The organism is Paractinoplanes globisporus DSM 43857, from assembly GCF_000379645.1.
In the GTDB taxonomy this organism is placed as follows: domain Bacteria; phylum Actinomycetota; class Actinomycetes; order Mycobacteriales; family Micromonosporaceae; genus Actinoplanes; species Actinoplanes globisporus.
This window is the reverse complement of the sequence record NZ_KB903296.1, coordinates 178,298-191,034: the sequence shown is the minus strand read 5'-3', so window position 1 is coordinate 191,034 and position 12,737 is coordinate 178,298. Positions and strand designations below refer to the sequence as shown.

14 protein-coding genes are annotated in these 12,737 nt (G+C 70.9%); 9 read left to right on the top strand and 5 right to left on the bottom strand.

The window, feature by feature from the left end:
* Window positions 1-4 precede the first annotated feature (4 nt).
* The 4 genes from A3CQ_RS0110240 to A3CQ_RS0110225 are packed head-to-tail and all read left to right on the top strand — an operon-like array spanning window position 5 to window position 2,970.
* A complete protein-coding gene (locus tag A3CQ_RS0110240) occupies window positions 5-325 on the top strand; it encodes a DUF6317 family protein (RefSeq protein ID WP_020510841.1) in 321 nt (106 codons plus the stop codon).
* Between the two features lie 21 nt (window positions 326-346).
* The gene (locus A3CQ_RS0110235) at window positions 347-1,069 is read left to right on the top strand and encodes a hypothetical protein (protein WP_020510840.1); all 723 of its coding nucleotides are present in this window, start codon (window positions 347-349) and stop codon (window positions 1,067-1,069) included.
* Window positions 1,070-1,079: 10 nt separating this feature from the next.
* On the top strand, window positions 1,080-2,333 hold the full coding sequence (locus tag A3CQ_RS0110230; RefSeq protein ID WP_157295637.1) for a hypothetical protein: 1,254 nt from the start codon (window positions 1,080-1,082) through the stop codon (window positions 2,331-2,333).
* Window positions 2,317-2,970, top strand: a complete 654-nt coding sequence (locus tag A3CQ_RS0110225; RefSeq protein WP_020510838.1) for a hypothetical protein — start codon at window positions 2,317-2,319, stop codon at window positions 2,968-2,970. Before A3CQ_RS0110230 ends, A3CQ_RS0110225 begins: the two co-directional genes overlap by 17 nt.
* Here the strand turns inward: A3CQ_RS0110225 and A3CQ_RS0110220 are convergent.
* A complete protein-coding gene (locus A3CQ_RS0110220) occupies window positions 2,967-3,461 on the bottom strand; it encodes a GTP-binding protein (protein ID WP_084699005.1) in 495 nt (164 codons plus the stop codon). The genes A3CQ_RS0110225 and A3CQ_RS0110220 overlap by 4 nt on opposite strands.
* 224 nt (window positions 3,462-3,685) lie before the next feature.
* Window positions 3,686-4,072, bottom strand: a complete 387-nt coding sequence (locus A3CQ_RS0110215) for a winged helix-turn-helix transcriptional regulator (protein ID WP_020510836.1) — start codon at window positions 4,070-4,072, stop codon at window positions 3,686-3,688.
* Between the two features lie 110 nt (window positions 4,073-4,182).
* Here A3CQ_RS0110215 and A3CQ_RS0110210 point away from each other — a divergent pair, with 110 nt between their 5' ends.
* On the top strand, window positions 4,183-4,548 hold the full coding sequence (locus A3CQ_RS0110210; RefSeq protein ID WP_020510835.1) for a DoxX family protein: 366 nt from the start codon (window positions 4,183-4,185) through the stop codon (window positions 4,546-4,548).
* Window positions 4,549-4,639: 91 nt separating this feature from the next.
* The gene (locus A3CQ_RS0110205; protein WP_020510834.1) at window positions 4,640-5,440 is read left to right on the top strand and encodes a hypothetical protein; all 801 of its coding nucleotides are present in this window, start codon (window positions 4,640-4,642) and stop codon (window positions 5,438-5,440) included.
* Window positions 5,441-5,452: 12 nt separating this feature from the next.
* Here A3CQ_RS0110205 and A3CQ_RS52240 read toward each other — a convergent pair whose 3' ends face one another.
* A complete protein-coding gene (locus A3CQ_RS52240; protein ID WP_020510833.1) occupies window positions 5,453-6,064 on the bottom strand; it encodes a TetR/AcrR family transcriptional regulator in 612 nt (203 codons plus the stop codon).
* 90 nt (window positions 6,065-6,154) lie between these two features.
* On the opposite strand from A3CQ_RS52240, the gene A3CQ_RS0110195 reads away from it, so the two are divergent.
* The gene (locus A3CQ_RS0110195) at window positions 6,155-7,621 is read left to right on the top strand and encodes an MFS transporter (RefSeq protein ID WP_020510832.1); all 1,467 of its coding nucleotides are present in this window, start codon (window positions 6,155-6,157) and stop codon (window positions 7,619-7,621) included.
* Here the strand turns inward: A3CQ_RS0110195 and A3CQ_RS0110190 are convergent.
* On the bottom strand, window positions 7,618-9,990 hold the full coding sequence (locus A3CQ_RS0110190; RefSeq protein ID WP_026205518.1) for an acetyl-CoA acetyltransferase: 2,373 nt from the start codon (window positions 9,988-9,990) through the stop codon (window positions 7,618-7,620). The two genes, A3CQ_RS0110195 and A3CQ_RS0110190, sit on opposite strands and share 4 nt — an antisense overlap.
* A gap of 84 nt (window positions 9,991-10,074) precedes the next feature.
* Here A3CQ_RS0110190 and A3CQ_RS0110185 point away from each other — a divergent pair, with 84 nt between their 5' ends.
* Both A3CQ_RS0110185 and A3CQ_RS52235 read left to right on the top strand, forming a co-directional pair.
* Window positions 10,075-10,686, top strand: a complete 612-nt coding sequence (locus tag A3CQ_RS0110185) for a TetR/AcrR family transcriptional regulator (RefSeq protein ID WP_026205517.1) — start codon at window positions 10,075-10,077, stop codon at window positions 10,684-10,686.
* On the top strand, window positions 10,683-11,714 hold the full coding sequence (locus A3CQ_RS52235) for an MBL fold metallo-hydrolase (RefSeq protein WP_020510829.1): 1,032 nt from the start codon (window positions 10,683-10,685) through the stop codon (window positions 11,712-11,714). The genes A3CQ_RS0110185 and A3CQ_RS52235 overlap by 4 nt, the downstream gene beginning before the upstream one ends.
* Before the next feature lie 9 nt (window positions 11,715-11,723).
* Here the strand turns inward: A3CQ_RS52235 and A3CQ_RS57225 are convergent, their stop codons facing one another.
* On the bottom strand, window positions 11,724-12,638 hold the full coding sequence (locus A3CQ_RS57225) for a LysR family transcriptional regulator (RefSeq protein ID WP_020510828.1): 915 nt from the start codon (window positions 12,636-12,638) through the stop codon (window positions 11,724-11,726).
* Window positions 12,639-12,737: the final 99 nt, after the last annotated feature.

The window sequence follows — 12,737 nt, the reverse complement described above, 5'->3', positions numbered from 1 at the left end:
AGAAATGGCCGAGTTCTTCCAGGTCGAGCTGGACACGCTCGCCCAGTACGTGACCACTCTTCAGCAGGCGCAGCAGCAGCTCGCCGACCTGCCGAAGCTGCTCTCCGGCAACGACACGCGGATCGGCAACGACAAGCTCAACGACGCCGCCGAGGATTTCCAGCACAGCTGGGAGTACGGCGCGAAACAGCTCGGCGAGCTGGTCACCGAGACCACCGGCGCGGTACGCGACGTGCAGCAGGCGTACACCGGCACCGACCAGGCCGTGTCCGACGCGGTGACCACGCTTCAACAGCCTCTCGGCCTGATCGACCAGGCCTTCTGACGCCTTTTTGGGAGCAGGAGCATGGCACCCCCCGACACCATCCGGCCGGGCTCGGCGCTTGCCGGGGAGCCCCAGCTGGCGAGCGCGCTCGGCGCCGGGCTGCCCGCGCTGGAGGCGGCCGCCGCGACCGGCGGCAAGGCGGAGAAGCGAGCCTATGAGAACGCGCGGGACACGTACTCGCTGCTGGCGGCCCTGCCGTGGCGGCGGCTGAACTACCGGATCGGGCACTGGGCATCGGAGGCGAACGTCTGGAAGGCGGCGCTCACGTTCGACGCCTGGGAGTCGTACCGGTGGCAGCGCAACGAGGACTCGTTCCAGGTGCTCGACCCGCACGGCGGCGCGCGGCTGGGCGAGCTCTACTCGCAGGCCAAGCTGCGCAAGCTCAACGGCACGCCGTACGAGCGCCCGGAGGCGATCGTGGCGCCGGGCGGGACGCTCGAGTTCGCCGGCGAACCGGCGACGATCGGGGTCTACCGGCCGCCGGGCGGTGGGGCGGACACGATCCGGCTCAGCTGGAACCCGTACCTGAACAACGAGGTGCTGCGGGACGGGATCGCGGCGCTGCGCGACGGCAGCGCGGGTCAGCTGCCGCCGCCCTACCAGTTCGTCGACTGGGATCTGCTCGACAAGTACCGCGTGTGGTTCGCCGACTCGCCGGACAAGCCGGCCGGTAAGGCGCCGTGGGCGAGCGAGGCCCGGCTCTACCGGCCGGGCGGACCGCCGCGCTTCGGCAAGTCACGATGATCTCTGAGAGGTGACGGTGCCAACCGCGTACCCCCATCTGGGTTTTGATCCTTGTCCGGGGTCGGTCGAGAGCGTGTCGTCGCTGCAGCAGCGGATCAGCTCGGCCGCGTCCTCGATGGGCCAGGCCAACGACCTGATGAACCGGCTGCGCAACGACAACTCGGCGGTGTGGCAGGGCGCGGCCGGCGACCAGTTCCGGCAGCACCTGAGCTCGACGCTGATCGACGACCTCGGCAAGGCGAACCGGTCGCTCAACCAGGCGGTGACCACGCTGCGGGGCTGGGGCACGTCGCTCGGCGGCTTCCGGGAACGCGCGGCCGCCCTGGAGCAGCAGGCGGCCCAGGCCGACCAGGAGCTTTCCGCGGCGCGCTCGCGGCAGCAGCAGGCGGCCGGCAACCCCGACCTGGGGCTGGCCGGGCAGACCTTCGACACCGATGCGGCGCTGGAGAACGCCCAGCGGCGGCTGGACAACGCGGCGCTCGCCCTCCGCAACGCGAACACGGACCTCGGTGCCGCGGAAGACAAGCTTGATTCCGTACGCCGGAAAGCCCGTGACCTGCGGGACGAGTGGGACGACGTGGCGAACCGGGCGGCGGGCGAGCTGCGAGACGCGGCCGATTTCGCGCCGCACAAGCCCGGGCTGCTCAGCCGGCTCGGGCACGGCATCGCGCACGCGGTCTCGGCGGTCGGCGACTGGGTGAAGGACCATCTCGACGACATCCACGCGGTGCTGAGCACGGTCTCGGCGATCTCCGGGCTGATCGCGCTCTGCACGCCCCCGCCCATCGACGCGATCGCGCTCGGTGTCTCGCTGGTGGCCGGGGCGGGGGCGCTGGCGACGACGCTCGCCGACCCGAAGGTGCGCGGCGATCTGGGCGAGATCCTGCACGGGAACTTCTCTGGCAACTGGGGCTCGCTGGTGCAGCTCGGCGGCGACGTGATCGGGCTGGTCCCCGGCGTCGGCGTGGCCACCAAATCGATCAAGGCGGGCACTTCGCTTTTTGCGGAGGGCACTCGCGGTTTCCCGACGATCGTCGACATCGCGAGCACCGTGGCGCACGACCCCGGCATCGTCATGAACCAGGTGGCGAAGATCCCCAAGATCGGGAACGCGCTGGAGGGCGTGCGACTGCTCGAGCCCGGCGCGGCGTCGATTCCGGGCGCCACCGCCGACATGCTCAACTTCGTCAACAAGACCATCGGCGCGACCAAGAAGACGGCCACCACGGCCTGGGACGGAGTGACCGGTGGCGGAGACAACTGAGATCCCGGTCCGGCTGTCGATCCCGTCCGGGTACGCCGAGCTGCCGCTGGACGACATCGCGTCGACCGTCGACGTGACGAGGCGGCTGGTGGACGAGCTGGGCACGCCCGCGCAACGGCAGGCCGGGGAGTTCGTGTTCAGCTCGCTGTACGTGTTCCTGTCGGCGCTGGCCGAGCGGAACGCGCTCTACTGCGGGATCGGGCGGCACCTGTCCGCGCTCAACGGCCAGCTCATCACGTCGTCCCTGGTGGTGACGCTGATGGACTTCCCCGGCTCGCGGAACCCGCGGCTGGTGCTGCGGGACGTGCTGGTCGGCAAGGCGCGGGCGCACGAGGCGGGCCAGGCGGACATCGTCGACCTGCCGGACGGGCCGGTGGCGTTCTTCGAGCACACGCTGCTGTTGCCGAACCCGGCGATTCCGGGGCAGCACACGCTCGCGGCGGGGGCGGAGGTGCCGGTGTGGCAGTTGGAGGCGTTCGTGCCCTCGTCCGATGGCTCGCGACTGATCGCCATCGAGTTGTCGACGCCGTTCGCGGAGCACGGGCCGCAGTACCGGGCGATGGTCGTCGCGATGGCGGGCGGGATCGATTTCGACCCGCCGGCCGAGGACGATCCGCTGGCGGCGCTGCTCGGTTAGGCCGGGCGCTCCCCGCGCCGCAGCCGATGCGTGGCGTAGTCGACGAGGGCGACGATGGCGGCCTTCACCGACTCGCGGCGGCGCGGATTGACGCTGAGCACCGGCACGTCCGGGGCGATGGCCAGCGCGTCGCGCACCGCCTGCGGATCGACGCGGACGGTGAAGTCGGGTGCCTCGGCCGCGATGACGTAGGCGAGCCCACGGTGCTCGAGAAATCGCACCGCGTCGAGAGACTCCGCGAGCCGCTGGGTGTCGACGAGAACGACGGTGCCGATCGCTCCCCGGAACAGCTCGTCCCACATGAACCACAGTCGCGTCTGACCCGGCGTGCCGAAGAGGTAGAGAATCAGGTCGTCGGCGACGCTGATCCGCCCGAAGTCCATGAGGACCGGCCGGTTACTGCTGAGGTCGCCGTCCTTCGGCTCCGTCTCGGCGGTGAGCGACCCGAGCTCGGAGATGGCGTTCACGAAGTCGGCCTTCGACGAATCCATTCCGCCGGCGATGATCACCTTTGCCGAGATGATGTTTTCCGCCGGTGATGAAGGGCTCGGCCCGGCCTCGATCACTTCGGACACACAGGGCTCCGTCCATAGGGGTCAGGTGATCTGATCAGTACATCGGCCCGCGGACAAGTGTCCCGGCCGGTCCGATTACGGACAGACCCGACGTTCCTCCGAAGCGGCACGTCTCGCCCAGGCCGCTAACTCCCATCGATTCAGCGGCCCGGGCTTGATCGCTGCTCGTAGGCCGCGCGGCTCGCCTCGATCTGCGGCACGTGCTCCATCGCCCAGCCGGCCAGCGCCAGCGCCGGCGGCAGCAGGCTCCGGCCGATCGCGGTCAGCTCATACTCGACCCGGGGTGGCACCTCGGCGTGCACGGTGCGCAGAACCAGTCCGTCCCGCTCGAGATTGCGCAGGGTGAGCGTCAGCATCCGCTGCGAGATGCCGGGAACCTGCTGGTGGAGGTCGGTGAAGCGAACCCGGCTCCGATCGAGCGTCGCCACGATCAGAAGCGTCCACTTGTTGCAGATCTGATCGAGGATGGCGCGAATCGTCTTTCCGCCGTCACCCCGGATCATGCAGGTGTGCTCGTAGTCGGACATGACAACCCCTTGTGCCTCACGCACACGAATGTGCCTTTTGTACGCGTCCCGATACTGCCCCATGATGGGGCTACTTCCGAACGGTAACCATCCTGGTGAAGGGGCACATCATGGAGATCGCGTACTGGATCGCCGGCGGCTTGCTGGCCGTTTTCTACCTGTACTCGGGCGGGCTCAAGGTGGCGCGCACCCAGGATCAGTTGCGACCGATGATGGGCTGGGTCGACACGATCCCGATGCCCGCGGTCCGGGCGATCGGCGCGATCGAGATTCTCGGCGCTCTCGGGCTCATCCTGCCGCCGCTCACCGGCATCGCCCCCGGCCTCGCCCTGGCCGCCGCGCTCGGCTTCGTCCTGCTCCAGATCGGCGCCACCGCCCTGCACCTGTCCCGCGGCGAGGCCCGCCTGATCGGCCTCAACATAGGCGCCCTGCTGCTGGCCGCCGCGACCGCCTGGCTCGCAACGACCTGGATCTAGCCGGCCGCCGGCGAGTGCGTGGTTGAGCCTCGCCGTGCGACGATTCCAACTCTCGGCATCGGCACCCCAAGTGCCCGCGAGGAGGAGCCCGATGAAGGCCCTGGCCGAACTCATCCCGCAGGTCTTCTTCGACATGTTCGCGAGATACATCCCGGGGCTTGTCCTTTTCGGTTCCTGGATACTTTTGCTCGGTCAGGATGATTGGCAGAGTCTGCTGAGCACAGTTGTCGGGGGCAAGCTCGACAGCGGCAATGCGCTTCCGGTCGCCACGCTGGCTCTGCTGTTCGTGCCGTTCGTGGTCGGGTACGTGATCGCGCCGCTGACCAAGGCCGTGCAGCGTGGCAACGAACGCGGTTGGTGGTTGCCCGGGCGACCAAGCCGTTCCGTGTACGAAAGCGGCCTGCGGACGTGGCGCCCGAAATACTGGTGGGTCCTGAGCGACGAGGCTGCGGGGGAAGGATACGACTGGCTTCGGAAGAACGCTTCCCAAGCGGGAGCCCTTTCGGCGAAGATCCGGGCCGAGTTCACGATGCACAACGCGCTGGCGGTCGCCTTTCTGCTGATTACCGTGATGTCCTGTTTGGCCGGCGAGTACTGGTGGGCCGCCGCGAGCGGCCTGGCCACCCCACTGATGGCCTTTCGCGGAGCAACGACCGAGGGGACCTATCACAAAACCACTCGGAAGCTCTATGAGGCAGCACGCCACAGCCCCGAAGGGATTTCCGCTCACGCCGTCGCCCTGGAGCCGCCGCCGCGCTTGATCTGGTTGGTGCCCGAGGACAACTCCGCCTGGTCGGCCTGGCAGGACGGCAAGGCGCGAAAACTTCGGCATGACGCTCATTCCGCGTTCGTGATTCGCCCGCACACCTCGTTTTGGCGCCTCAATATCTGAGGGCAGGCCGTCCTACGGCGTCACGCCGTAGACGAGGCGGAGGATGGCGTCGGTGAGGGTGTCGAGCAGCTCGTCCTCCGTGTGGAGGCCGGGCTTGGCGAAGGCGTCGGCGAAGGTCATGTTTCGCAGGTGCAGGACCATCGTGGCCACCAGCTCGGGCGGACCACCCACCGGAAGGCCGGCGCGCAGGTCGCGCTCGATGCGCGCCCGGAAAAGAGTGCAACCGGTGGTGAAGAGCCGTTCGCGCACCTGCAGCATGTCGGGGCCGGGGTCGGGGGCGATGAACGCCTCGCGCAGCCAGCGCCCGTCGACCATCCAGCGGGCCAGGGAGCGCTGCAGGCCCCGCCGCAACGCGCCGCGATCGAGGCCGTCGGAGGCCAGCCACTCGGCCATCTCCGAGTCGACCTCGCCGACCACCTGGTCGACCAGGGCGGCCAGCAGGGCCTGCTTGGACTCGAAGTAGAAGTAGAAGCCGGAGCGGGCTATGCCGGCCGCACCGGCCAGCTCGTCGATGGTGACGGCGCTGATCGGCTTGTCGCGGAAGACGACGCGGGCGGCGTCGAGCAGGGCCAGTTCACGCTGGTCGCCCTTCGTGGGGGCGCGGCGGCTGCGGGTGGCGGGCACGGGGGCGAGTTTACAGGGTGCAATCGACGTCACATCGCGGGTTTTCGACACTGTGTTGAGAATCCTCGGCAACGGATCTACGGTCGGCAAATGCGTACCCGTTTGGCTCTGCCGGTTGCCTGCTACGCCGTGCTGCTGGTCGCCGCGCTCCAGACTCTGGTCGTGCCGGTGGTCGCCAATATCCAGGCCGACCTCGGGGTGTCGGCCACGTCCGCCAGCTGGGTGGTCACGGCCAACCTGCTCGCGGCGGCCGTGTTCACGCCGATGCTGGGCCGCCTCGGCGACCTGCACGGGCGGCGGCCGGTCATGCTCGGGGTGCTGCTGGTCGTGCTGGCCGGGTCGATCCTCGCGGCCACCACCTCCAGCCTGCCGCTTCTGCTGCTCGCCCGGGTCGCGCAGGCCACCAGCTTCGGGCTCTTCCCGCTGTCGATCGGGGTGCTGCGCGAGGAGCTCCCGCCGGCCAAGCTGACCGGCGCGATGGCCCTGGTCAGCGGCATGCTGGCGGTCGGCGCGGGGCTCGGGCTGACCGTCACGGGGCTGCTCATGCGCCACGACGGGGACTACCACCGGCTGTTCTGGCTGGCCACCGCGCTCAGCGTCGTCGGCGTCATCGGCGTCTGGCTTCTCCCGCGCCGGGAGGCCGTTGCCACCGGACGGCTGGACGGGGTCGGTGCCGCCGTACTCGGGCTGGGTCTGGTGCTTTTGATCTTGCCGCTCGAGGAGGGCAACGAATGGGGGTGGGGGTCCACGCGCGTGATCGGCTCGCTGGTCGCGGCGGCCGTGGTGCTGACCGTCTTCGTGCTGATCGAGCGCCGGATGAGCCAGCCGCTGGTCACCACCCGCATGCTCACGCACCGGCCGATCGTGATCGCCAACGCGGCCGGGCTGTTCCTCGGGTTCTCCATGTTCGCGGTGTTCCTCGCCGTCTCCGCCCTGGTCCAGACGCCGCCGGGGCTGACGGGCTACGGCTTCGGCTCGACCGTGCTCGCAGCCAGCGTCGTCTATTTGCTGCCGGGCACCCTCGGCGGCGTGGTCACCGCGCCGCTCGGCGGCCGCCTGGTCTCCCGGTTCGGCGCCAAAGCCACGCTGGTCATCGCCGCGCTGCTGGCCGCCGGCGGCTTCGCGATGCTGGCCGTCCTGCACGCCGACACCTGGGAGATCATCGCCGGCGCCGCCCTGGTCAACACGGCGGTCATGTTCGGCTACGCGGCCCTGCCCGCCCTGCTCATCGCCAACGTCGCGCCGGCCGAGACCGGCATCGCGAACAGCGTCAACTCGATCTCCCGCTCGGTCGGCATGTCGCTGGGCACCGCGTTCGTGGTCACCATGGTCACCCGCAACCTGATCCCGGGCGCGCCCCTGCCCCGCGAGGCCCAGTACGTCTGGATCTTCATCGTCGGCGCCGCGGTCGCGCTGGCCGCGGGCGTCCTCGTCGCCATGGCCCTGCCGCGCAGCCGCCCCGCCCACCTGAGCACCGCCGAGGTCGAGGAGGAAGAGGTCTTCGGTGCGGCCGGCCTGCCGGTCCCGGGCGATCTGATCGCCAAACAGACCCGCTAACGGTTGCGCCACCGCGGCTTGCGCTTCTGGGCGAACGCGGTCAGCCCCTCCCGGGCGTCCTCGCTGACCATCAGCTCGTCGAGGGCGGGGCTGTGGTGGTTGACCGCGTCGACGACGTCCGGCATGCCGCGGGTCTCCTCCATCACCTGCAGCGAGATCCGCACCGAGGTCGGCGACGAGTCGAGGATCCCGGCCGCCAGCTCACGGGCCACCGACAGCGCCTCACCGGCCGGCGCGACCCGGTTGACCAGGCCGTACGCGAGCCCCTCGGCGGCGGTCAGGCGGCGGCCGGTCAGGATCATCTCGTGGGCCAGCTTGACCGGAACCGTGCGCGGCAGCCGCACCAATCCCCCGGCGCCGGCGATCAGGCCCACCTTGACCTCGCTCAGCGCGAACTTCGCCGTCTCGTCGGCCACCACCAGATGACAGGCCAGCGCGATCTCGCAGCCGCCGCCCATCGCGAAGCCGTTGACCGCGGCGATCACCGGCTTGGGCATGCTCCGGCGGCTGGTCAGGCCCGCGAAGCCGTTCTTCGGCACCCACATCGGTTTGCCGCTGGCCGAGTAGATGAGGTCGTTCCCGGCGCTGAACGCTTTGTCCCCGGCCCCGGTGAGGATCGCCACCCAGAGGTCGTCGTCGGCGAAGAACGCGGAGAAAGCATGATCCAGCTCGTCGTTCGCCATCGGATGCAGGCTGTTGCGCGCCGAAGGCCGGTTGATCGTGACTTCGAGGAGGTGCCCCTCCCGGCGTACGAGAATGTGCTCGTAATTGTCACGCAGCACCGCGGGCGAAACGGGAAAGAGTGAGTCCATCGCTTCCGGAGAGGCGGTGGCCCGGTTGCCGAAGCCGAACGAGCGCACATAGACCCGCTTGCCGATCGGCTCGTCGCTTCCGAGCAGCTCCAGCAGCGAGGAATCACGGTCGTCGCCTCGCGCGACAAAACGAAGGCCGTCGTCCTCCAGCCGGCCGATCACGATTCCGGTCCGCTTTCCGTCGCGCTCGTGCTTGACCGTGTACGTCTCGACAGTCGCCCAGCCGTCGGCCTGACGCGCCTCCCCGGGCGCCGCCCACCCGTCGATCTCGGCCTGCAACGCGCCGCTGCGGTCGGGCCGCCACGCCGACGGAGTGGTCGTGTAGACGCCCACGGAGTACTTGCTCATCGCCCCGCCGTTGGCGCCGACGAACCCGTAGCTGCCGGGTGCCGACCGGGCACGCTGGACGGTCTCGGCGATGGCGTGCATCGAGTAGTTGTTGCCGGCCCCGCCGAAGAACGGCAGCCCGCCGGTGAGCGTCAGCCCGCGCGGATCGTCGGCCGCGAGCCCGAACGCGTCCGCGATGGTGAAGACCGGCGCCGGGAAGCAGCTGTACAGGTCGATCGTCGCGAGGTCGTCGACCCCGATCCCGGCCACCTCCAGCGCGTGCCGCGCCGCCATGGCCGAGGCCGGGCCGGCGGACAGGTCGGCCCGCTCCATCAGGTCGCGCTCGCGCAGGTCGGCGTGCCCCGGCAGGAACACCCACTTCCCGGCCGGGATGCCCAGGCGGCGCGCGGCCCCGACCGAGGTCAGCAGCACCGCCGCGCCCTGGTTGACCTTCTCCCGGGCGACGACGTACCGGGTGTAGGGGTCGGCGATCGGCCGGTTGGCCGCGGTCGGCGTGACCAGCTCGCCCGCGTCGCGCTCGACCGGCGCGGCCGCGTGCGGGTTGGCCGCCGCGACCCGCGTGAACGGGGCGAACAGCGCGCCGATCGCCGCCGCGTACTCCTGGCGGGACAGCTTGAGCCGCGCCCGCCGCGCGTTGTCGAACAGCGCGTACTGGCTCGGCGCGTCGGTGAGCCCGTGCGCGGCCTGGTGCATGCTCACCAGCCCGCGGAGCCCGTACCCGCGATCCTCCAGATCACCATCCACGTGCTCGGAGAAGTCCGGCTTCTCGGAGTCGGCCGCATATTTCTCGATTGTGGAGATCGCCTCCGAGCCGAAGATCAGCACCACCGAAGCCCCGCCGGCGGCGATGGTGGCCGCGAACTCGTTGACCAGGTGCTGCGGGCTCTGCCCACCGGCGACATCGAGGACCGCCCGGCGCGGCGCGGCACCGACGCGCGACGCGACCGAGCGCGGGAAGTTGTCGGAGCGGCCGAGCGGCGCCCGCGCCATCGGAGTCGAGTTCTCGAACTGCCTCGTGCCCGCGACCGTGTCGATGGCGGCGGCCACCGCGGCCGCGTCGGCGCCGGTGTCGGCAAGGGCCTCGCGCGCGGCGTCGGCGGCCAGGTCGACCGGCGACCGGCGCCGATAGCCCGGCTCGTCGAGGCGTTCCGAAGCCTGCCCGACGCCCACCACGATCGGGGTACGCGGGTCGAGCTCGTCGGGGGTCATGAGCGCCTCCAATACTGAACGCCTTCCGTTCACTTATCGGCGACTGTATCCTGACGATAACCGTTCAGCAATATGGAGATGGCGATGAGCGCTTCGCCCGCAGCAGCACCGGGCCGCCCCCGGGATCCGGAGGTGGACCGGCGGATCGCCCAGGCCGCCCTGGACGTGTTCGGCGACGCCGGCTGGGCCGGCTTCGCGATGGAGGCGGTGGCCCGCCGCGCGTGCGTCGGCAAGGCCTCCCTCTACCTGCGCTGGAACAGCAAGGAGGCGTTGCTCACGCACGCCATCACGGCCGGCCTGCCCCGGGTGAGCGACGTCGACACCGGCACCCTGCACGGCGACCTGGTCGAGCTCGCCACCCAGATGCTCGACCTCTACGTGGGCTCGTCCAGCCGCGCGGCGATCCGCCTCAACCTCGAGGCCGAAGCGATCCCCGGCGTCGCCGAGCACTACCTGTCGATGCGCAAGGCCCAGGTGGTGGCCGCGCGGGCGATCGTGCGGCGCGGCATCGACCGGGCCGAGCTGCCCGGCACGATCTCGGTCACGCTGCTGCTCGACACGCTGATCGGCGGCGCGATGATGCACGCGCTGACCACGCCGGCCGACCGGCGGGCCGCCCTGGCCGGCGACACGGCGGCGCACGCCCGGCTCCTGGTCGACTTCCTGCTGAGCGCCGTCACGGCGGTGGACGCGTGATCGTCACCGGCACCGGCCAGCACGAGGCCTGGCAGCAGCGCGTCCTCCCGCCCGTCGAGCAGGTCCGGCCCGGCGTGTGGTCGATCCCGGTCCCGATCCCGCACAACCCGCTGCGGTACACGCTGAGCTACGCGTTCCTGGACGACGCCGACGTGCTTCTGGTCGACCCGGGCTGGGACACCCCGGCCGGCCGTGAGGCGGTGACCGCCGGCCTGGGCGCGGCCGGCGCGCGGCCCGGCGACGTTACCGGCGTCGTGGTCACCCACGTGCACCCGGACCATCACGGCCTCAGCGGCTGGCTGCGCGAGCACAGCGGGGCTTGGATCGGCATGCACCCGGCCGAGGCGCGCTCGCTGCCCGGCCGGCTGTGGCGCGACCACAACGTCGAGGCCGACCGGGCCTGGCTGCTGCGGCACGGCGTCCCCGAGGACGAGGCGCCCGGGATGACGATCGACCCGTCCCGGATGGACGACATCCTCGGCATGGCCGAGCCGGACCGCCCGATCGAGGACGGCGACCTGCTGCCGCTGACCCGGCACGGCGTACGGGCGATATGGACTCCCGGGCACACGCCCGGCCACCTGTGCCTGCACGACGCGGCGGCCGGCATCCTGCTGACCGGCGACCACCTGCTCCCCCGGATCAGTCCGAACATCGGCGTCCACGAGGGAATCGACGGCGACCCGCTCGGCGACTACCTGGACTCGCTGGAGCTGACCGCCAAGTTCGGCGCGGACGAGGCGCTGCCGGCGCACGAGTACCGCTTCCGCGGCATCGACGACCGGGCGGCCGCGCTGATCCGCCACCACGACGAGCGCGGCCACGAGATCCTGGGGGTGATCGACGCACTGGGTGCGCCCACAGCATGGGCGATCGCGGCCGGGCTGACCTGGTCACGTGGCTGGGACGCACTACGCGGCATGCCGCGCCGGATGGCGCTCAGCGAGACCCTCGCCCACCTGCATCATCTGGCCGAGACCGATACCGTACGCCCGGACGACGGCACTCCCGTGCGCTGGCGGCGCTGAGCTCCGGGGTCAGATCTCCCACTCGCCGCGCGACCAGCGCTCGCGCACCGCGTCGACCAGGCCCGCGACGACCCGGTCGGTGGCCCGGTCGGCCAGCCAGACCAGGCCCAGCCGGAACGGCGGCCCGTCGATCACCGGCACCAGCGCGAACGCGGGGTCGTCGAAGATGCGGGCCGAGCCGCCGGTGTGCGGGGCCAGCGTGAAGGTCAGGTCGCCGGTGCGGCGCACGTGCCCGGCCAGCATCGCCGCGTCCGCGCCGGCCAGCAGGTGGAAGTGGCGCAGGCCGCGGCTCACCAGGTCGTCGCGCAGGCCCTGCATGGCCAGCGGCTGGAGCGCCAGCGGATAGGTCACGACGGTCCGGTCGGCCAGGTCGGCGATGGCCAGCTCGGAGCGGCCGGCCAGCGGGTCGTCGCGGCGCATCGCGACCATGAAGTGGTACTCGGCGAGGCCGACCGACATCATCCCGGGCTCGGCGACCGGCAGGTGCACCACGGCCGCGTCCAGCTCGCCCCGGCCGAGCGGCGGCAGCAGCTCGGCGGAGGGTGCGAGGGTCACGTCCACCCGGCGGCCGGGGTTGCCCTTCTCGGCGCACTCCACGACGGCGTCGAGCACGCCCGGCGGCGACAGGTGCGAGCCGCCCAGCCGGACCACCCGCTCCTCCCCCGCCGCGACCAGCTGGATCTCGCTGCGCAACCGGTCGAACGCGACGAGCAGCGGCGGCACGCGGACCGCCAGCTCGCGCCCGGCCGGGGTCAGCTCGATCTGGTGGTAGCCGCGGACGAACAGGTCGGCGCCGAGCTCGCGCTCCAGGTCGCGCACCGTACGGCTCACCGGGGAGGCGGTCATGTGCAGCCGCTCGGCCGCCCGGCCGAAATGCAGCTCCTCGGCGACCGCGAGGAAGCAGCGCAGCTGCTGGATGTCCATGGCACCCAGTCTGACGTTGCTGAACGATCACCGGCAAAGGATGTGCGGCTCACGTTGCGGCGCGCGGCACGTAACGTGCGCGAAACAGAGATTTACGAG